Here is an 18,952-nt window from a genome sequence, read left to right as displayed (position 1 = left end):
TGACATGAGCGTGGTGGAAGCAGCGCAGAACGCGCAGCAGAAGAAGGAGAGGGCCGGCGGCCCGCGGTTCTGGTGGTACCTGTTGCGACGGGTCGGCCAGGGCGGGATCGTCATCCTCATCGTGACGCTGATCGTGTTCGCGCTGCTCCACCTCGCGATGCCGCAGGGGCCGGCCGCCGGCATCCTCGGCATGCAGGCCTCGCAGGAGCAGATCGACGCCTTCAACAAGGAGAACGGCTTCGATCTGCCCCTGTGGCAGCAGTACTTCAACTTCCTGCTGCAGCTCGTCCAGGGCGACCTGGGCGACTCCTTCAAACTGAACCGCCCCGTGGCGGATGCCATCGGCCAGCGCCTCCCGAAGACGCTGATCCTGGCCCTCATCTCGATGCTCTTCGCGCTGATCATCGCGATCCCGATGGGCATCTTCCAGGCGGTGCGCCGCGGCAAGGCTGCGGACTACGCGCTGACCACCTGGAACTTCATCGTCTACTCGACACCGTCGTTCTTCCTCGGGCTGATCCTCGTGATCGTCTTCGCCCAGTGGCTGCGGCTCGTGCCCGCCCAGGCACCGCAGGGCGAGACGGTCGGCGATGTGCTGTCGAACCCGGCCGGCCTCGTGCTGCCCGTGCTCACCGCGGCACTCGGCATCATCGCGACGTTCTCGCGGTACATGCGCTCCGCCACGATCGACAACCTCTCGGAGGACTACGTCCGCACCGCGAGGGCCAAGGGCACCTCGGTGCCCGTGGTGATCACCCGCCACGTGGTGCGCAACTCCCTGACCCCCGTGATCGCCATGCTCGGCTACTACCTGCCGGTCATGTTCGGCGGCATGATCGTCGTCGAATCGCTCTTCAACTACCCCGGCATGGGGCTGCTGTTCTGGACCTCGGCTCAGACCTCCGACTACCCCGTGCTGATCGGCTGCATCCTGGTGATCGCGCTCGCGACGGTCATCGGATCGCTCCTCGCCGACATCATCCAGGCGCTGCTCGATCCGCGCACCCGAGAGGAGCTCTCGTGAGCACGACCACCATCGTGATGCGCACGCTGACCCCGCGTCAGCGGGGCACGCGCCGCTTCCTGCAGAACAAGCTCGCGGTCTTCGGCATCGTGACCATCGTGTTGTTCCTGCTCTTCTGCTTCCTGGGTCCGCTGATCCACCCGACGGATCAGGTCCACACCGACCTGCGCGCCACCATGCTGCCGCCGGGCAGCCCCGGACACCCGCTCGGCACCGACGACGTCGGCTACGACGTGCTCGGACGCCTCATGGTCGGCGGTCAGATCTCGATCCTGATCGGCCTCGCCGCCGGCATCCTCGCGACCGTCATCGGCACCCTCTGGGGCGCGATCGCGGGCTACGTCGGCGGTGCCGTCGACACCGTGATGATGCGCGTCGTCGACGCCGGCATCGCGATCCCCGCGACCTTCCTGCTGCTGATCCTCTCGGCGATCCTGCGCCCGAGCGTCCCGCTGATGATCTGCGTGATCGGCCTGGTCTCCTGGCTGGTCCCTGCCCGTCTCGTGCGCGCCGAGTCGATCTCGCTGAAGTCGCGCGAATACGTGCTGGCGCTGCGGGCCATGGGCGGGACGCACTCGCGGGCCGTGCTCAAGCACATCGTCCCGAACACCGTCGGCACGATCGTCGTGAACGCCACGTTCCAGGTCGCCGACGCCATCCTGCTCGTCGCCTACATCTCTTTCCTCGGGATGGGGCTGCAGAAGCCGGCGACCGACTGGGGCGCCATGCTCACCAGCGGCATCACCTACACGTACGCGGGCGCCTGGTGGCTGATCTTCCCCGCCGGATTCTGCATCGTGCTGACCGTCTGCGCCTTCAACAGCATCGGCGACGGCCTGCGCGACTTCTTCGACGTGAAGGGGCGTGCCGCATGAGCGACGCACTGCTGTCGATCTCCGACCTCTCGGTCACCTTCCGCACCGAGGACGGATCGGTCGAGGCCGTGAAGGGCATCGACCTCGAGGTCCGACCCGGAGAGGTGCTGGCACTCGTCGGTGAATCCGGTTCGGGCAAGTCCGTCACCGCGATGGCCATCCTCAAGCTGCTGCCGCGCTCGGCCACGGTCGCCGGTTCGATCCGTCTCGCCGGGCGGGAGCTCCTGCCGCTCGCCGAAGCCGAGATGAACGCCGTGCGCGGCGCCGAGATCTCGATGGTGTTCCAGGAGCCGATGACCGCGCTCAACCCGAGCATGCGGATCGGCGACCAGATCACCGAGGCGATCCTCAACCACCGCAAGATCACCAAGGCCGAGGCCTGGGAGCGCGCGGTCGAGATGCTCCGTCGCGTGGGCATCCCCGAGCCCGCCCGTCGGGCGAAGAGCTACCCGCACGAGCTGTCGGGTGGCCAGCGTCAGCGCGTGGTCATTGCCATCGCCCTCGCCTGCGAGCCGCAGCTGATCATCGCCGACGAGCCGACGACCGCGCTCGACGTGACCGTGCAGGCCGAGATCCTCGACCTGATCCGCGGCCTCGCGGCCGAGTCGGGCACCGCGTTCCTGCTCGTGACGCACAACATGGGCGTGGTCGCCGACATCGCCGACCGGGTCGCCGTGATGTTCCGCGGCACCATGGTCGAGGTGGGCGACACCCGCACCGTGCTCACCGCGCCGCGCGAGGACTACACGAAGAAGCTGCTCAGCGCCGTGCCGTCGCTCCCCGACATCGCGAGCGTGATCGAGCGGGAACCCGAGACCGAGATCCCCGCTGCGGTGCTCGAACTGGATGCCGCCAGCGTCACGTATCGCCGCGGCGGACGGCCGTTCCTCGCACTCGACGGCGTGAGCCTGCGCATCGCGCCAGGAGAGATCCTCGGCCTCGTCGGCGAATCCGGATCGGGCAAGTCGACCCTCGGACGCGCGGCACTGGGACTCCTGCCCCTGTCGAGCGGCGGCATCACCCTGTTCGGCGAGAAGGTCGGGCGCGGCGGTGTCTCCGGGCGACGGGAGCGTGCGCTGCGCGGTCGCGTCGGCGCGATCTTCCAGGACCCGGGTTCCAGCCTCGACCCGCGTATGACCGTCGGCGAGGCCATCGCCGAACCGCTGCTCGTGCAGCGCCGGCGCTTCCCGACCTCGGCGAGCACCCGTCGCACCCGCGTGGCGGAACTGCTGGATGCCGTCGAGCTGCCCACGAACTACGCCTCCCGCTACCCGCACGAGCTCTCCGGAGGACAGCGTCAGCGCATCGGCCTGGCCCGCGCCATCGCCCTGGAGCCGGAGCTGATCATCGCCGACGAGCCGACCTCGGCGCTCGACGTCTCGGTGCAGGCCGCGGTGCTCGAGGTGCTGCGCACCCTGCAGGAGAAGATGCACTTCGCGTGCCTCTTCATCAGTCACGACCTCGCCGTCGTGCACGAGATCTCCGACCGCGTGGCAGTGATGCTCAAGGGCGAGATCGTCGAGACGGGCTCCGCCGACGACGTGCTCCTGGCGCCGCAGCATCCGTACAGCCGACGGCTGCTGGCCTCGGTGCCGGTTCCCGATCCCGACAAGCAGGCGCTGCGGCGGGAGGCCCGTGCGGCCGCCCGGGTGATGGCCCCGTGACCGGGGGAGAGCCGACCCGATCGACCCTTTTGCGCGGTGCGGGCCCTGTCGTGCTCGGGCTCGACGTCGGCGGATCGAGCGTCAAGCACCTGCTCGCGCCCGCGCGCATCTCGCTGGAAGCGCCGCCGACACCCCTCGCACGCGGCCGGCACGCGACCCCCAAGGACTCGCCCGTGGAGGGGCTGGCCGCGATCGCCGGTGTACTCCGCGGTGATGCCGACCTCGAACGCGTGGTGCTGTCGATCCCCGGGCTCGTCGACGAGGCGGCGGGGGTGGTCGTGCGTTCGACCAACATCCCCGCGCTCGACGGTCGTGCGCTCGGAGCAGAGCTGAGTGCCGAACTCGGCATCCCGGTCGATGTCATCAATGACGGTCACGCCGCCGCGGTCGCCGAGGCCTCCTGGGGCGCGGGTGCCGGTGTGGACGACGTCTTCGTGCTCGCGCTGGGCACCGGGATCGCGGGCGCACACGTGGCGCACGGCCAGGTGGTCCCCGGCGCGCACGGTTCGGCCGGCGAACTCGGACACATCACGATCGAGCCAGACGGCAGCATGTGCTCGTGCGGGCGCCGTGGCTGCCTGGAGACCATCATCGGCGCACCCGCGCTGCGGCGGGCGTGGGCCGCGGTCGGAGGCGCGGGTGGCCCGGAGGGGCTGCTGGCGGCGAGCAGCGAGGGGGACGCCGTGGCCACCGCGATCGTGGAACGGGCGTCGTCGGCGCTCGCGGAGGCGATCCTCACCCTGTGTGCGCTCGTGGACCCCGGCTGCATCGTGATCGGTGGCGGCCTCGCGCAGGCCCCGCATCAGCTCGTGACGCTGGCTGAGCGCTACGTCGGCGAGCGGGCGTCGTTCCACCGGGTTCCGCCCATCGTGCCGGCCACGCTGGGCGAGTGGGCCGGGGCCAACGGCGCCGTGCTGACGGCGCTCCGCCGCCAGCGCGCCCTCGTCTGACGCGTCGCGCTGCCGCGCGTCGCGCTGCCGCGCGCGTCGGTCCGGGTCGCGTCTAGGGCGTCGAGTGCACGGGTTCGTGTCGAGTGCACGGCTTCCCTGCGTCGACAGCCCGTGCGCTCGGCACCAAGCCGTGCACTCGGCGGCGGGGCATACCCCCAGGACACTCGCGTAAAATCGGCACAATGACCGACGCCCCCTCCGACGCAGCACCCGACCTCGGACCGGGCGTCGACCCCGACGATCTCGCCACGACTCTTCGCGTGCTGGCCGAGTTGCACCAGATCGACAACGAGCATCCGGACTTCGTCGCCGTTCGTCATGCGACCGCAGCGATGTTCAAGGCCGTCAAGCGCGTGCGCCGCAAGGAGATCCGCGACGCGATCGCCGAGGCCGACAAGGCCGTGGTCGCCCGCACGGCCACGGGAGCGCCCGACCGCATCGACGACGAGACCCGCGGCAACGACCTCGCCACCAGTGTCGTCGACGCCCCGATCGCGGGCGAGCTGCTCAAGCCCCGCAACTGCTACATCTGCAAGCAGCCGTACACGCAGGTGGATGCCTTCTACCACCAGCTCTGCCCGGACTGCGCCCGTTTCAGCCACGGCAAGCGCAACGCCCGCACCGACCTCACCGGCAAGCGCGCCCTGCTCACGGGCGGCCGCGCCAAGATCGGCATGCACATCGCGCTGCGGCTGCTGCGCGACGGCGCGCACACGACCATCACGACCCGGTTCCCGCGAGATGCCGTGCGCCGCTTCTCTGCCCTTCCCGACTCGGCCGATTGGCTGCACCGCCTGCGCGTCGTCGGCATCGATCTGCGTGACCCGGCCCAGGTGATCGGGCTCGCCGACTCGGTCGCGGCTCAGGGCCCGCTCGATATCCTGATCAACAACGCCGCGCAGACCGTGCGCCGCTCGCCCGGTGCCTACTCGCTGCTGGCGGATGCCGAGCTGCAGCCGCTTCCCGACGGTCCGCTGCCCGAGATGGAGACCTTCGGGCACACCGCCGACCCGCACCCGCAGGCGCTGCAGGCCTCGGTCGACGCGCATCCGCTGCTCTCGGTCGCGGCCCTCGGCGGCACAGTCGCCGAGCAGGGCGGCCAGGCGCTCACGGCCGAAGACCTCGCACGCCTCGCGATGGCTCCCGGATCGTCGTCGCTCGAGAAGCACGCCGACGGCACGGCCATCGACGCCGGCGGACTCGTGCCCGACGTGAACCGCGTCAACAGCTGGGTGCAGTCGATCGAACAGGTCGATCCGCTGGAGATGCTCGAGGTGCAGCTGGCCAACACGACCGCACCGTTCCTGCTGATCAGCCGGCTGCGCGCGTCGATGGCGGCATCCGACTCGCACCGCAAGTACGTGGTGAACGTGTCGGCCATGGAGGGGCAGTTCTCCCGCCGCTACAAGGGCCCCGGGCACCCGCACACGAACATGGCGAAGGCCGCGCTCAACATGCTCACCCGCACCAGCGCCGGCGAGATGCTCGAGAAGGACGGCATCCTGATGACCGCCGTCGACACCGGATGGATCACCGACGAGCGCCCGCACTACACGAAGGTGAGACTCGCTGAGGAGGGCTTCCACGCCCCGCTCGACCTTGTCGACGGCGCGGCTCGCGTGTACGACCCGATCGTGCGCGGCGAGGCCGGCGAAGACGTGCACGGCGTGTTCCTGAAGGACTACGAGCCCAGCCCCTGGTGAGGCGGCCGTGCTGCGGCGCCGGCCGTGCCGCGGTGGCGGCTGTGTCGTGCCGTGCGGGGATTGGTGAGGGGCCGCAGAACGCCGCATCTCCGATCCACGACACGGCGTGTCTTGACCTCTCGCCAAGATTGGTGCGGGCGCGCTTGCGGGGTGTGCGTGCGCGGTGAGACGTCCGCCGTCAGTGCGCGCGTGCGGCGAGGTTGGCGGAGGCCCAGCGGCCGAGGTCGTCGAGGATCGGCAGCAGCCCCTCGCCGCTGGCGGTAAGCGCGTACGACACCGTGATCGGTGGGCCGGCGTCGACCGTGCGCGCGACGAGACCGGCATCGGCGAGTTCGGCAAGGCGGTCGGACAGCACGGTGTCGCTGATTCCCGCGACCGCGCGGCGCAGCGCGACGAAGGTCGAAGGGCCACCGCCGAGCGTCGACACGATCATCCCGTTCCACCGCTTGCCGAGCACGCTGAAGGCCAGGGTGACGGCGGCGTCACATACCTGACGTTCTTCCTCGACCTCGGCCATGCACACATCCTACCCGTGCTACGTTAACCGGTGTTGCTAATAAAAACATAGCGACTACGAAAACGAGAGGTAGGCCCATGTCCCTGTTCCGCCTGGATGCCAGCATCCTTCCCGCGTCGTCCGCCAGCCGCGCGCTCGCCGACCTCGTCGAGGCCGAGTGGACCGCGTCCCACCCCGACTCGACCGTCACCCGCCGCGACCTCGCGAGCGACCCCGTACCCGCGACCGCTTGGGCGGATGCCGTCACCGGCGGTTTCGTCGACGAGGCCCAGCGCACTCCCGCGCAGAACGACGCCCGCGCGCTCGCGACCTCGTTCGCCGATGAGCTGATCGGCGCCGACGCCCTGCTGTTCGCCGTGCCGCTGTACAACTACGGCGTCTCGCAGCACTTCAAGACCTGGTTCGACCTGGCCTACACCGACCCGCGCATCGACCCGACCGGCACCGCGCTGAACGGCAAGCCCGCGACGCTCGTCACCGTGCTCGGCGGCAACTACGCGCCCGGCTCGCCCAAGGAGGGCTGGGACCACTCGACCGGCTGGCTGCGCCGCGTGCTCGAAGACGTCTGGGGCCTCGACCTGCGCGTCGTGCAGCGTCCGTTCACGCTGGTGGGCGTGAACCCGGCGCTCGACGCCTTCGCCGACACCGCACGCGAGCTCAAGGAGAACGCGGAGGCCGACGCCCGCACCTTCGGCCGCGAGCTCGCCGCGACGCGCGACCCCCGCGTGGCCTGAGCCGCGGCATCCGGGCCCTCGGGTTCCGGCCTCCCAGGGTCCGGCACTCGGGTCCAGCCGGCCTGGGTCCACTTGCCCGGGTCCACTTGTCGGGAGAATGTCCGGTTGTCGGACCGGAAACCGCGTTCCGGTCCGACAACCGTGAAAACTCCCGACAGGTGAACCTCGGGATACGCGACGGACCGGGCGGGACGGATGCCGGGAGAGCCCGAAGTCAGGCGGGTACGGCCGCCGGGTACGGATGCGGCAGCCACACCGTCACGATCAGGCCGCCATCCGGGCGCGGGGTGAGCACCAGGGTGCCGCCGTGCGCCTGGGTGATGCGGTCGACGATCGCGAGGCCGAGCCCCGCCCCGGCATGATCGTCGTCGCGGGTGCGCTCGCCGCCGCGCTGGAACGGCTCGACGAGGGTCGCCACGAGATGCGCCGGCAGCACCTCGCCGGTGTTCTCGACCACCAGCGCGACCGCCTCGGGCATCGCGTGCGTGCGCACGGCCACGGCCCCACCGGACGACAGGTTGTGCACGATCGCGTTGAGCACGAGGTTGGTGACCAGCTGCGGCAGCAGTGCCGCCGACCCGAGCACCGGCGCGGGCGCACCGCCCACCTCGACGGCCACGCCACGTCGGTCGGCGAGCGGCAGCAGTGCCTCCACCGCCCCCTCGGCGAGGAGGGAGAGGTCGACGATCTCGCGTGGGAACGTCCGGCGGTCGGCGCGGCTCAACAGCAGCAGGGCCTCGGTGAGCTCGATCGCCCGGGTGTTCACCTCCCGCAAGCGCGCGATCAGGGCGTCGACATCCCGGTCGGGATCGGCTTCGGCCACCTCGAGCAGGGTCTGCGAGATCGCGAGCGGGGTCCGCAACTCGTGCGAGGCGTTCGCGGCGAACCGCTGCTGCTCGGCGACGTGCGCCTCGAGCTGCTCGAGCATCGAGTCGAAGACGTCGGCCAGATCGCGGAACTCGTCGCGGGTGCCCGCGAGCGCGACCCGGTGCGACAGCGACCCCTGCGCGGCGAGCCGGGCCGCGTCACCGATGCGGTCGAGCGGCGCCAGCATCCGTCCGGCGAGCAGCCACCCCGCACCGAGACCGAACGCGAGCAGCACCAGCATGACCATCGACGCCACCGGCACGAAGGCCCGGCTGAGGTCGCCGCGATTGGGGAAGAAGTCGACGGTGTCCGGCACGTAGCGCAGCAGGAACAGCCCGACCGCCGCGAGGAGCAGACCTCCCGACACCACCACGATCACCGCATAGCTCAGCGTGAGTTTGAGGCGGGCGCTCATCCCGCGGCGCCTAGGCATCGGCATCCGTCCCGATCCGGTAGCCCACTCCGGGCACCGTCAGGATCAGCCACGGCTCGCCCAGGCGCTTGCGCAGCGACGACACCGTGATGCGCACGGCGTTCGTGAACGGGTCGGCGTTCTCGTCCCAGGCCCGCTCCAGCAGCTCCTCGGCACTGACCACCCCGCCTTCGGCGTCGACCAGCACCTCCAGCACGGCGAACTGCTTGCGGGTGAGGGCGACGTAGCGGTCGTCGCGGTAGACCTCGCGGCGGAACGGGTCGAGGCGGAGCCCGGCGACCTCGAGCACCGGCGGCCGGCTGCGCTGACGGCGGCGGTCGAGGGCGCGCAGCCGCAGCACCAGCTCCCGCAGCTCGAACGGCTTGGTCAGGTAGTCGTCGGCGCCGATCTCGAAGCCGCTCGCCTTGTCGTCGAGGCGGTCGGCGGCGGTGAGCATCAGGATCGGGATGCCGCTGCCGGAGGCGACGATCCACCGGGCGATGTCGTCGCCGGACGGGCCGGGCACATCGCGGTCGAGTACGGCGAGGTCGTAGGAGTTGATGCTCAGCAGCTCCAGGGCGGTGTCGCCGTCGCCGGCGATGTCGGCCGCGATCGCCTCCAGGCGCAGCCCGTCGCGGACCGCCTCGGCGAGGTAGGGCTCGTCCTCGACGATCAGCACACGCATGGCTCAGATCCTACGCAGTGCGACATATCGGGAGCATATGGAAAAGCGCATACGCCCTCGCAACCGGCGGGATCCTTCACTGGAAGCATGAACACCCGCACCATCCCCCGCCTCCCGAGAGCGCGGCGCCGCCGTCGGTTCGTCGTCGTGGCCGTCGCCCTCGCCCTCGCCGTGATCGTCGTGTTCGCGGTGCAGCAGTCGCTGTCCGTCGCGTTCGCCGACGCCGCACGCACCGGTCCGCTGCCGGGCCTCACGCCCGTGCCGAACGGAGGTGTCACCGGCTCGGTCATCGCCCCGAGCGAGGCCGACGGGGCGATCCGCGACGGCGATCAGCCGACCGTGTTCGACGTGGACAGGGTGGCGGTCGGCAACCTCGATCCCGCCCTCCTCGAGGCGCTGCAGCGGGCGGCATCCGATGCCGAGGACGACGGCATCACGTTCCGCGTGAACAGCGGATGGCGCACGCCCGCCCTGCAGGAGCGGATGCTGCAGGACGCGATCGTGCAGTACGGATCGGAGGCCGAGGCCCGGCGCTGGGTGGCCACGCCCGAGACCTCGGAGCACGTGACGGGCGACGCCGTCGACCTGGGCCCGCTGCCCGCGCTCGACTGGCTCGCGCAGCGCGGGTGGCGCTACGGGCTCTGCCAGATCTACGCCAACGAGACCTGGCACTACGAACTGCGTCCGGATGCCGTCGACGAGGGCTGCCCCGAGATGCTCGCCGACCCGACCGCCGACCCGAGGACGAAGCGATGACCACTCTTCTCGCCCCCGAGCGCGTGACGCTCTCGCGCCTGCACGCACCGACCCTCCAGACGATCCCGGATGCCGTCGCCGGGAATCTGCGGCGGGTGCGGGCCACGACGTCCGCGGGCATCATGGCCGTGGTCAAGGCCGACGGCTACGGGCACGGTGCCGTCACCGTCGCGCGGGCCGCGGTCGATGCCGGCGCCGAGTGGCTCGGCGTCACGGATGTGGCCGAAGCCGTCGTGCTCCGCGAGGCCGGCCTCACGGTGCCGATCCTCTCCTGGTTGAACCCCTCCGGTGTGGATGCCGCCGCCGCAGCCGCGCACCGCGTGGACATCGCGGTCGGCTCGATCGAAGAGCTGCGTCAGCTGATCGCGGATGCCACGGACCCGGTGCGCGTGCACCTGCAGCTCGACACGGGGATGGCCCGTGGGGGTGCTCCGCTGGAGGAGTGGCCGGAGCTGCTCCGGCTGGCGCGCACCGGTCGGGGGCGGGTGGACGTCGTCGGAGTGATGGGCCATCTGCCGCGGGCGGACGAGGCCGATCCCGCGGCGAACGCGGCGGCGGTGCGGCGCATGCGGCACGGGCGGGATGCCGTGCTGCGGGCGGGCTTCGGCCCGGTGCTCGTGCATCTCGCCGCGACGTCGGGGGCGCTGACGGATCCGGCGACGCACTTCGATCTGGTGCGGGTCGGCGCGGGTCTCGTGGGGATCGACCCCTCCGAGACGACCGTGCTCGCCGGGGCGTCGCGGTGGACAGCACCCGTGGTGCACAGCGCCCTCGTGCCGGCGGGAACGGCGGTCGGCTACGGCGGTGCGCACACGACCGATCGGGAGACGCACCTGAGCGTGGTCGGGGTCGGGTACGCCGACGGCATTCCGCGCGAGCTCGCCCCTGGTGCCGTGGTGGAGATCGGCGGGGTGCGGCATCCGATCGTGGGGAGGATCTCCATGGACCAGATCGTCGTCGACACCGGTTCCGCGCTGTTCCCGCGCGGTGCCGTCGCGACCGTGTTCGGGCCGGAGGGTGGGGCGGTGCCGTCGGTGCAGGAGTGGGCGCGGTGGGCGGGCACCATCCCGCACACCATCGTCACCGGCATCGGCGCACGCGTGCAGAGGAGTGTGGCATGACGACGAAGGTGCTGGTCATCGGGGGCGGACAGAACCCCGAGCACGAGGTCTCCCTGGCATCCGCGGCGGCGGTGGCCGCCGCGCTGCGGATGGGCGATCACGACGTGACGACCGTGACGATCGACCGCGACGGGATCTGGCGCGTCGACGGGCGCCCGAACGGGGGATCGGCGGCCGAGTCGCTCGCGCTCGCGCTGCCGCTGCTCACCCGCACCGACGTGGTCTTCCCCGCGGTGCACGGTGCTCTCGGCGAAGACGGTGCCCTCGCGGCCCTGTGTGCGCTCGCCGGAGTGCGTGTGGTCGGGTCGGGGCTGCGGGCGGGAGCCATCGGCATGGACAAGTGGACGACCAAGCTCGTGGCGGATGCCGTGGGCCTCGGCACCGCCCGCGGTCGACTGGTCGCGGCCGACGACATCGGCGATGTGGAGTTCGAGGGGGCGGTCGTGGTCAAGCCCGTGTCGGCGGGGTCGAGTCACGGAGTGGGTCTCGTGACGGAGGAGGGTCAGCTGCTCGCGGCGCTGCGGGAGGCGGCGCGCTTCGATCGTCGCATCCTCGTCGAGGAGGTCGTGCGGGGGCGGGAGATCGACGTGGCGGTGCTGCGCGAGAAGGGCGGCATCCGGTGGGCGGCGCCGCCGCTGGAGATCCACGCGACCGGGCTCTTCGACACGGCCACGAAGTACGACGGCAGCGCGCGGTTCACGGTGCCGGCGCAGCTGGGGGCCGCCGAGGCGGGCGCGCTCAAACGGGCCGCGATCGCCGTGTTCGATGCTCTCGGGTGCGACGGCGTCGCGCGCATGGACTTCTTCCTCACCGACCGCGGTCCGGTGCTGAACGAGGTCAACACCATGCCCGGCCTCACCGCCGCCTCGCAGGTGCCGCGCATGTTCGACGCGGCGGGCGTGACGTACGTCGACCTGGTCTCGCGCCTCGTGCGCGCGGCCTCGTGACCACGTCGGCGCCACGGGTCGGATGGCCGGATATCGCGAAGGGCATCTGCATCCTGCTCGTCGTGCTCTGGCACGTGGTCACGAAGGTCGCGGTCGGCATTCCCGGTGCGGGTCCGGTGACGGATGCCTGGGTGATGCTCAACGCGCAGTTGCTGCCGTTGCGCATCCCGCTGTTCTTCCTGGTCTCCGGGATGTTCGCCGCACGGGCGGTCTCCGCGGCGAGCGGCGGCTCCTGGCGACGACGGGCCGGGCGGCTCGCGTTGCTCTACCTCGTGTGGGTGCTCATCCAGACGGTCGTGCTCGCGCTGGCGCCGGAGTTCGACACGGCTCGGGCGACCAGCGGGTGGGAGCTGCTCGCGCAGCTCACCATCAGTCCGACGAACCTCTGGTACCTGCTCGCGCTCGCCGTGTACCTGGCGGTCGGGCGGGCGACGCGCGTGCTCCCGACCGCCGTGGTGCTGCCGGTCGCGTTCGTCATCGCGGCGGTCGCCGGTGCAGGCGTGCTCCCCGATCTCGGCAACCTGTGGCAGCTGGTGCAGAACCTGTTCTTCTTCCTCGTCGGGCTGCGACTGCGGGCCGTCGTCGAACGCTTCGCGATGAGGAGCGGAGTCGGGGTGCTGCTCGCGCTCGCCGCCGGGTACGCGGGAGCGCTCGCGGTGGTCTCGGTGCTCGGCATCCGCCTCGTGCCCGGCACATGGCCGCTGCTCTGCCTGGTCGCGGTGGCGTTCGGGGTGGCGCTCAGTGTGCTCCTCGACCGGCACGTCGGGGCCGTCGCGCGACCGTTGCGCTGGATCGGGCGGCGGACCCTCCCGATCTATGTGCTGCACATGATGCCCCTCGCGCTGATCGATGCGGGGCTGCACGCTGCCGGATGGCGGACGACGCCGGTGCTCGAGGCCGTCGTCCCGGTCGTGCTGACCGCGGTGGTGATCGCGATCTGTCTGGGAGTGCATGTGCTGCTCGTGCGCTGCGGCCTCGGAGTGCTGTTCGATCCGCTGCGGGCGACCGACCGGCTCACGGCCCGCGTCCGTCGATGACCCCTCGACAACCGCCGGGCGACGGCGGACCATGGAGTCATGGCGGCCTTCACAGCGGACAACGCATTCAGCGGATTCAGCGTCGACGACATCGACGCGGCGAAAGAGTTCTACGGCACGACCCTCGGCCTCGATGTCGAGGTCAACACGATGGGGTTCCTCGACCTGCGGCTGCCCAGCGGCGGGTCGATCCTCGTGTACTCGAAGCCGAACCACACGCCGGCGAGCTTCACGATCCTGAACTTCCCGGTGGCGGATGTCGACGCCGCGGTGGACGAGCTCATCGCGCGGGGCGTGCAGACGAAGATCTACAGCGACGAGGAGTTCCCCTCCGACTCCCGCGGCATCGTCCGCGGCAACGGGCAGGGGCCGGACATCGCGTGGTTCCGCGACCCGGCCGGCAACGTGCTCGCGGTCATGCAGGCCTGACGCAGGCGGCGTGCGCTGAGAGGTGTCACCTCCGGGCGGAGAACTCCGCGTCGGGAGGTGATTCGCGCGCGAAGCATCCGCACGTGAGGGAGATCTCCGCCCGCGGCCCCGGTCCCGGCGACAGGCGGCCGTCACGTTTCGGTAACGGAACGGGACCGTTGTTGCGCGCATGATTCCCTGCTGTTTCACTCCTATTACAACTTTCAATTTCTACTGAAGTTTCATTGATTGTTGAACGTCCGCGATCTAGCGTGCTGGACAAGCCCCTGCGACACCCGCGCAGGAACGACCCAGCCCACACCCGTCGCGGTCCCGTCAGGTGTGGCTCAAGGAGGAGTTATGCGCAGCACTGCAAGACTGATGATCGCCGCCTCGGCGGTCCTCGCACTGTCCCTCGCGGGTTGTTCCGCGTCGCCGACGGATGCGGACGATCCGGCCGACGCCGAGCCGATCCGCTTCGCCGTGGAGAAGCCCGACAGCCTCGTCCCGGCCAACCAGTTCAGCTCGTACAACATCGTGATCGCGATGTTCTCGCCGCTCACCGCGATCGACGACGAGGGCGAGATCACCTACGTCGCCGCCGAGTCGGTCGAGTCGGACGACGCGACGCTCTGGACGGTCAAGCTCCGCGAAGGCTGGACCTTCCACGACGGCACGCCCGTCACCGCGCAGGACTACGTCGACACCTGGAACCACGCCGCCTACGGCCCGAATGCCTGGGTCAACGGCGCGCAGCTCGCAGGTGTGGCCGGGTACGCCGACCTCAACCCCGGCGAGGGCGCCGAGCCGACTGCGACCGAGCTCTCCGGCCTGAAGGTAGTCGACGACCTCACCTTCACGGTCGAGCTCGACGCCCCCGACCGGCAGTTCCCCCTGCAGCTCACCGCGGGGCAGACCGGCCTTTACCCGCTACCCTCCGCTGCTCTCGACGACATCGCGGCGTGGGAGGAAGCGCCGATCGGCAACGGACCGTTCGCGCTGGTCGACGGCTGGTCCGAGACCGATCCGATCGACGCGGTGGCCTACGAGGACTACGCCGGCACCGAGCCCACCATCGGCTCCGTCACCTTCGTGCCCTACCTCGACACCGCGACCGCCTACACTGACGCGCTGGCCGGGGAGATCGACATCGTCGCGATCGCCGGATCGCAGGTGGATCAGGCACGCACCGACTTCGGCGAGCACGTCTACGAGCTGGATGCGCCCGGCGTCGACTTCCTCGGCTTCGACCTGAGCGACCCCCGCTTCGCGGACCCGCGCGTCCGACAGGCCATCTCGATGGCGATCGATCGCTCCGCCATCAACGACGCCATCTTCGGCGGCTCGCAGGTGCCGGCCACCTCCCTCACCGCGCCGAGCATGCCCGGCGACCCCGAGGGCGTGTGCGGCGAGTACTGCGAGTTCGACCCGGATGCCGCGCAGGCGCTGCTCGCGGAGGCCGGCGGCTTCGAGGGCGAGCTGGAGGTGCACTACATCGCGAACTGGGGCCAGGAGGACCTGTTCGGAGCGATCGCCAACCAGCTGCGCCAGAACCTCGGCATCGAGAGCGTCGTCGCGACACCGTCGGCCGACTTCGCGGCCTTCGTCGCGAGCGTCGAGGCGCATGAGGTCAACGGCCCCTACCGGGCACGCTGGGGTGCGCTGTACCCGAGCCAGCAGAACACGCTGACCGCGGTCTACACCGCGAGCGGCGAGGGCAACTTCGGCGCCGGCGGCTACTCGAACCCCGAGGTCGACGCGCTGCTGCAGGAGGCGAACGCGGCCGACACGTTCGAGGAGTCCAGCGAGGGATACGTCAAGGTGCAGGAGCGCATCCTCGAGGACTTCCCGACGGTCCCGCTGTTCGGCAACCGCTACCTGTACGTCACCTCGGACCGCATCTCCGAGCTCTCCACGGTGTCGGGGAGCGTCGATCTGAACAAGGTCGTCTCGTCCGCGGCATCCTGATCCGATCCAGAGAGAACCACACCTCGTGCACGAAATCTCCGCGGCACCGACCGCCGGCACGACGGAGGACATCCTCCGTCGTGCCGGCGGCGCGCCGGACCACACCGCCTTCCCGACCGTCGACCAGCTGAACCGACAGCTGGAGGCACTGCGTTCGCAGCATCCAGACCTGATCCGGGCGCAGCGGATCGGCACCAGTCGGCTCGGGGAGCCGATCCCGTTCTACTCGATCGGCGAGGGCGCGCGATCGGCACTGGTCGTGGGCGGAGTGCACCCGAACGAGCCGATCGGCTCGCTCACGATCCTGCACCTCGTCGAGCAGCTCGTGACGGATGTCGCCTTCCGCGAGCAGCTCGACACCACCTGGCACATCGTGCCGTGCGCCGATCCGGACGGGATGCGGCTCAACGAGGGGTGGTTCGCCGAGCCCGCCGACCGCGAGCGGTACGCGCGGGAGTTCTTCCGCCCGGCCCCCGACGAACAGGTGGAGTGGACGTTCCCCTTCTCGTACAAGAAGGCCTACTTCGACGCGATGATGCCCGAGACACAGGCGCTCGCACGCGCGATCGACATCGCCCGGCCGCACCTCTACGTCCCGCTGCACAACAGCGAGGGCGGCGGTGCCTACTTCTACCTCTCGCGTCCGGTCCCCGCGCTCTATCCGCTGCTGCACGCGCTGCCCGCCGCACTCGGCGTTCCGCTGCACACGGGTGAGGCGGAGGGTGCCCACTTCACCGTGCTCGCCCCGGCGATCTACGAGATGGGCACGCTGCAGGACGCCTATGACTGGACCGAAGCGTATGGCCTCGATCCCTACCCGCCCGGCTCGGCTGGTGACGCGTCGACCTCGTATGCGCAGAAGTACGGCACGCTGTCGCTGATCGCGGAACTCCCGCAGTTCAGCGATCCCTTCGCCGATGACACGAGCGAGACCGCGACCCGCTACCCCGATGCGCTGCGGGAGTCGGGCGAGCGCCTGCAGGCCGCGGGCACCGCCCTCACGACTCTCATCGCGCGGGTGGAGCCGCACCTGCGACTCGACACCCCGCTGCTGCGGGCGGCCCGCGTCTTCGCGCCGGCCGCGAGCGCAGCCGGCAGCGAGCACCTCGCGCGGGCGGATCAGGAGGCCGACCGTCCGGCCACGGTCTCCGAGCTCGAGGCGCTGTCCGGTGTCGTACGCCTGCACCGACTGCGCTGGGGTGGGATGCTCGCCCGTGCTCTGCGTGCCGAGGTCGACGCAGGCACGGCAGCACCCGAAGTCCGCCGGGTCGCGGTCGAGGCGCAGGAGCTGTTCGACGGCTGGCTGGCTGAGGCGCTGCAGGCCGGGACATCGATCCCCTTGCCGCTGAGCGCCGTGGTCGGCGTGCAGTACGGGGCGATCCTGGCGGCGCACGGGCAGCTCGAAGGGGCCGGCCGGTGGGTCTCGGACTGAAGCTGCTGCAGCGGCTGGTGGGGTTCGCGATCGTCTTCTTCGGAGTGACGTTCATCATCTACTTCACCGTCTTCAGCATGCCCGGCGACCCGATCCGCGCGCTCGCGGGCGACCGCCAGCTGCCGCAGTCCGTGATCGATGCGCTCAACGCCCGCTACCTGCTCGACCAGCCGCTGTGGGCGCAGTACACGAACTACATCGGCAACCTGCTCTCCGGTGACCTCGGCATGGACCTGCGCGGCCGTCCGGTTGCCGATCAGCTGGCCTCACGGTGGGGCGTGACGATCACGCTCGCGCTCACAGCCTGGACGATCCAGATCGTGCTCGGGCTCGCCGTCGGCATCGTCTCGGCGCTGAAGCGCGGCACCGTGATCGATCGGGGGCTGCTGGTGATCTCGATCGGCCTCAGCTGCATTCCCGTGTTCGTGCTCGGCATCACCGCGCAGATCGTGTTCGGCGTGCGCCTGGACTGGCTGCCGGTCGCAGGCATCCGCGAAGGCTGGCCGATCGCGTACCTGCTGCCGTCGCTCGTGATCGCGCTGTTCGGGCTGGCGTCCGTCTCGCGCCTCGTGCGCGGATCGATGATCGAGAACCTCGACGCCGACTACGTGCGGACGGCGCGGGCGAAGGGCCTCGGCGAATCGCGGGTGATCGGGCTGCACGTGATGCGCAACTCCCTCATCCCCACCGCCACCTTCCTCGCGACGGACCTCGGCTTCCTGCTCGGCGGTGCCGTGGTGATCGAGGGCATCTTCAACCTCCCCGGCGTCGGCAACCTGCTGTTCCTCGCGATCCGCGATCACGAGGCGACGCTGGTCGTCGGGATCTCCACCGCGCTGATCATCATCTTCCTGCTCACCTCGCTGATCGTGGACGCCCTCCACGCGCTGCTCGACCCGAGGATCCGTCGTGGCTGACCCCCTGAACCCCACTCCGGGAACCGCGAAGGTCACGGTGCCGAAGACCACGAGCCTTCCGGTCGCCACCCGACGCGAAGGCGCCTGGCGGATGCTGGTGCGACGGCCGCTGTTCTGGATGGCCGCGGTCGTGCTCCTGGTCATGGCGGCTTTCGCCGTGGCTCCTGCGCCCTTCGCGGCCCTGTTCGGCAACGGCGACCCCCGCGCGTGCGACCTCGCCGACAGCGCGAAGACCGGGCGGGAGGGGCATCCGTTCGGCTTCGACCTGCAGGGCTGCGACATCTGGGCCAATGCCGTCTACGGCGCGCAGAGCTCGCTCGCGGTCGGCTTCCTGGCGACTGCGATCGCCCTGGCTGTCGCCCTGGTGCTCGGCACGCTGGCCGGTATGGGCGGCTCGGCCGCCGATTGGGTCGTCTCCCGCGTGACCGAGGTGTTCCTCGGTTTCCCGTTCCTGCTCGCTGCGATCGTCGTGCTCAACATGCTCGGCGCGCGCAACGTCCTGACCGTCGGCCTCGTGCTGGGGATCTTCGGCTGGCCGATGATGGCGCGGCTGATGCGCGGTTCGGTGCGATCGGTGGCCAAGGCCGACCACGTGCTGGCCGCGCGCACGATGGGGCTGAGCACCGGACGGATCGTCTCGCGCTACGTGCTGCCGAACGCCGTGCAGCCGGTGCTGCTGCTGGCGACCCTCACGATCGGTGCGGTCATCGTCGCCGAGAGCACCCTCACCTATCTCGGCGTCGGACTCTCCGCGCCGGCGATCTCGTGGGGACTGCAGATCGCCGCCGGATCCCGGGTGTTCCAGGCGGCGCCGCACGTGCTGGTGCTGCCGAGCGTGATGCTCGCCCTGACCGTGCTCGCGATCGTCGCGATCGGCGAGGAGCTGCGCAGCGTCTTCGATCCGAGGGAGCGACGGTGAATGGCATGCTGATCGG

General features: G+C 70.5%; 18 protein-coding genes. 15 read left to right on the top strand and 3 right to left on the bottom strand.

Features of this window, described 5'->3' with window-relative positions:
- Window positions 1–4 precede the first annotated feature (4 nt).
- The 5 genes from AC6CHX_RS18450 (at window position 5) to AC6CHX_RS18430 (ending at window position 6,216) form a co-directional block, all read left to right on the top strand.
- Entirely contained in the window at window positions 5–1,024 is a 1,020-nt protein-coding gene (locus AC6CHX_RS18450) for an ABC transporter permease (RefSeq protein WP_136041373.1), read from the top strand.
- Window positions 1,021–1,899, top strand: a complete 879-nt coding sequence (locus AC6CHX_RS18445; protein ID WP_498274030.1) for an ABC transporter permease — start codon at window positions 1,021–1,023, stop codon at window positions 1,897–1,899. Before AC6CHX_RS18450 ends, AC6CHX_RS18445 begins: the two co-directional genes overlap by 4 nt.
- The gene (locus tag AC6CHX_RS18440; RefSeq protein ID WP_498274028.1) at window positions 1,896–3,563 is read left to right on the top strand and encodes an ABC transporter ATP-binding protein; all 1,668 of its coding nucleotides are present in this window, start codon (window positions 1,896–1,898) and stop codon (window positions 3,561–3,563) included. The genes AC6CHX_RS18445 and AC6CHX_RS18440 overlap by 4 nt, the downstream gene beginning before the upstream one ends.
- Window positions 3,560–4,513, top strand: coding sequence for an ROK family protein (locus AC6CHX_RS18435; RefSeq protein WP_498274026.1), 954 nt, complete (start codon window positions 3,560–3,562; stop codon window positions 4,511–4,513). The genes AC6CHX_RS18440 and AC6CHX_RS18435 overlap by 4 nt, the downstream gene beginning before the upstream one ends.
- Window positions 4,514–4,695: 182 nt before the next feature.
- Window positions 4,696–6,216, top strand: a complete 1,521-nt coding sequence (locus AC6CHX_RS18430; RefSeq protein ID WP_498274024.1) for an SDR family NAD(P)-dependent oxidoreductase — start codon at window positions 4,696–4,698, stop codon at window positions 6,214–6,216.
- Window positions 6,217–6,394: 178 nt separating this feature from the next.
- Here the strand turns inward: AC6CHX_RS18430 and AC6CHX_RS18425 are convergent, their stop codons facing one another.
- Window positions 6,395–6,733, bottom strand: coding sequence for a winged helix-turn-helix transcriptional regulator (locus tag AC6CHX_RS18425; protein WP_136041418.1), 339 nt, complete (start codon window positions 6,731–6,733; stop codon window positions 6,395–6,397).
- 77 nt (window positions 6,734–6,810) lie between these two features.
- On the opposite strand from AC6CHX_RS18425, the gene AC6CHX_RS18420 reads away from it, so the two are divergent.
- A complete protein-coding gene (locus AC6CHX_RS18420; protein WP_136041417.1) occupies window positions 6,811–7,467 on the top strand; it encodes an FMN-dependent NADH-azoreductase in 657 nt (218 codons plus the stop codon).
- Between the two features lie 214 nt (window positions 7,468–7,681).
- Here the strand turns inward: AC6CHX_RS18420 and AC6CHX_RS18415 are convergent, their stop codons facing one another.
- Both AC6CHX_RS18415 and AC6CHX_RS18410 read right to left on the bottom strand, forming a co-directional pair.
- On the bottom strand, window positions 7,682–8,749 hold the full coding sequence (locus AC6CHX_RS18415) for a sensor histidine kinase (RefSeq protein WP_498274022.1): 1,068 nt from the start codon (window positions 8,747–8,749) through the stop codon (window positions 7,682–7,684).
- Between the two features lie 10 nt (window positions 8,750–8,759).
- A complete protein-coding gene (locus tag AC6CHX_RS18410; protein WP_136041415.1) occupies window positions 8,760–9,431 on the bottom strand; it encodes a response regulator transcription factor in 672 nt (223 codons plus the stop codon).
- An 87-nt stretch (window positions 9,432–9,518) separates the two neighbouring features.
- Here AC6CHX_RS18410 and AC6CHX_RS18405 point away from each other — a divergent pair, with 87 nt between their 5' ends.
- The 9 genes from AC6CHX_RS18405 to AC6CHX_RS18365 all read left to right on the top strand — a co-directional run bounded on the left by AC6CHX_RS18405 (window position 9,519) and on the right by AC6CHX_RS18365 (window position 18,936).
- Entirely contained in the window at window positions 9,519–10,187 is a 669-nt protein-coding gene (locus AC6CHX_RS18405) for a M15 family metallopeptidase (RefSeq protein WP_498274020.1), read from the top strand.
- The gene (alr, locus tag AC6CHX_RS18400; RefSeq protein WP_498274018.1) at window positions 10,184–11,308 is read left to right on the top strand and encodes an alanine racemase; all 1,125 of its coding nucleotides are present in this window, start codon (window positions 10,184–10,186) and stop codon (window positions 11,306–11,308) included. The genes AC6CHX_RS18405 and alr overlap by 4 nt, the downstream gene beginning before the upstream one ends.
- Window positions 11,305–12,255 (top strand): D-alanine--D-alanine ligase family protein, encoded by a 951-nt coding sequence (locus AC6CHX_RS18395; protein WP_498274016.1) that lies wholly within the window; start codon window positions 11,305–11,307, stop codon window positions 12,253–12,255. The genes alr and AC6CHX_RS18395 overlap by 4 nt, the downstream gene beginning before the upstream one ends.
- Window positions 12,252–13,292, top strand: a complete 1,041-nt coding sequence (locus AC6CHX_RS18390) for an acyltransferase family protein (RefSeq protein ID WP_498274014.1) — start codon at window positions 12,252–12,254, stop codon at window positions 13,290–13,292. Before AC6CHX_RS18395 ends, AC6CHX_RS18390 begins: the two co-directional genes overlap by 4 nt.
- A 39-nt stretch (window positions 13,293–13,331) precedes the next feature.
- Window positions 13,332–13,721, top strand: coding sequence for a VOC family protein (locus tag AC6CHX_RS18385; protein WP_498274012.1), 390 nt, complete (start codon window positions 13,332–13,334; stop codon window positions 13,719–13,721).
- A 339-nt stretch (window positions 13,722–14,060) separates the two neighbouring features.
- On the top strand, window positions 14,061–15,668 hold the full coding sequence (locus AC6CHX_RS18380; protein ID WP_498274010.1) for a peptide ABC transporter substrate-binding protein: 1,608 nt from the start codon (window positions 14,061–14,063) through the stop codon (window positions 15,666–15,668).
- Between the two features lie 25 nt (window positions 15,669–15,693).
- On the top strand, window positions 15,694–17,100 hold the full coding sequence (locus AC6CHX_RS18375) for a M14 family zinc carboxypeptidase (RefSeq protein WP_498274008.1): 1,407 nt from the start codon (window positions 15,694–15,696) through the stop codon (window positions 17,098–17,100).
- A complete protein-coding gene (locus AC6CHX_RS18370) occupies window positions 17,085–18,017 on the top strand; it encodes an ABC transporter permease (protein ID WP_498274006.1) in 933 nt (310 codons plus the stop codon). The genes AC6CHX_RS18375 and AC6CHX_RS18370 overlap by 16 nt, the downstream gene beginning before the upstream one ends.
- Complete coding sequence (locus AC6CHX_RS18365; RefSeq protein WP_498274004.1) at window positions 18,010–18,936, top strand: ABC transporter permease; 927 nt, start codon at window positions 18,010–18,012, stop codon at window positions 18,934–18,936. Before AC6CHX_RS18370 ends, AC6CHX_RS18365 begins: the two co-directional genes overlap by 8 nt.
- The last annotated feature ends 16 nt before the right edge of the window (window positions 18,937–18,952 follow it).

This window comes from Microbacterium sp. GQ128, from assembly GCF_059758615.1.
Note: the sequence above shows the minus strand (reverse complement) of the source record. Positions and strands in the feature narration are given on the sequence as shown.

Excerpts from the sequence above, each read along its gene's own strand:
- AC6CHX_RS18450 (WP_136041373.1), top strand. The coding sequence starts at position 5 with ATGAGCGTGGTGGAAGCAGCGCAGAACGCGCAGCAGAAGAAGGAGAGG.
- AC6CHX_RS18440 (WP_498274028.1), top strand. The coding sequence starts at position 1,896 with ATGAGCGACGCACTGCTGTCGATCTCCGACCTCTCGGTCACCTTCCGC.
- AC6CHX_RS18430 (WP_498274024.1), top strand. The coding sequence starts at position 4,696 with ATGACCGACGCCCCCTCCGACGCAGCACCCGACCTCGGACCGGGCGTC.
- AC6CHX_RS18425 (WP_136041418.1), bottom strand. The coding sequence starts at position 6,733 with ATGGCCGAGGTCGAGGAAGAACGTCAGGTATGTGACGCCGCCGTCACC.
- AC6CHX_RS18420 (WP_136041417.1), top strand. The coding sequence starts at position 6,811 with ATGTCCCTGTTCCGCCTGGATGCCAGCATCCTTCCCGCGTCGTCCGCC.
- AC6CHX_RS18415 (WP_498274022.1), bottom strand. The coding sequence starts at position 8,749 with ATGAGCGCCCGCCTCAAACTCACGCTGAGCTATGCGGTGATCGTGGTG.
- AC6CHX_RS18410 (WP_136041415.1), bottom strand. The coding sequence starts at position 9,431 with ATGCGTGTGCTGATCGTCGAGGACGAGCCCTACCTCGCCGAGGCGGTC.
- AC6CHX_RS18405 (WP_498274020.1), top strand. The coding sequence starts at position 9,519 with ATGAACACCCGCACCATCCCCCGCCTCCCGAGAGCGCGGCGCCGCCGT.
- alr (WP_498274018.1), top strand. The coding sequence starts at position 10,184 with ATGACCACTCTTCTCGCCCCCGAGCGCGTGACGCTCTCGCGCCTGCAC.
- AC6CHX_RS18395 (WP_498274016.1), top strand. The coding sequence starts at position 11,305 with ATGACGACGAAGGTGCTGGTCATCGGGGGCGGACAGAACCCCGAGCAC.
- AC6CHX_RS18385 (WP_498274012.1), top strand. The coding sequence starts at position 13,332 with ATGGCGGCCTTCACAGCGGACAACGCATTCAGCGGATTCAGCGTCGAC.
- AC6CHX_RS18380 (WP_498274010.1), top strand. The coding sequence starts at position 14,061 with ATGCGCAGCACTGCAAGACTGATGATCGCCGCCTCGGCGGTCCTCGCA.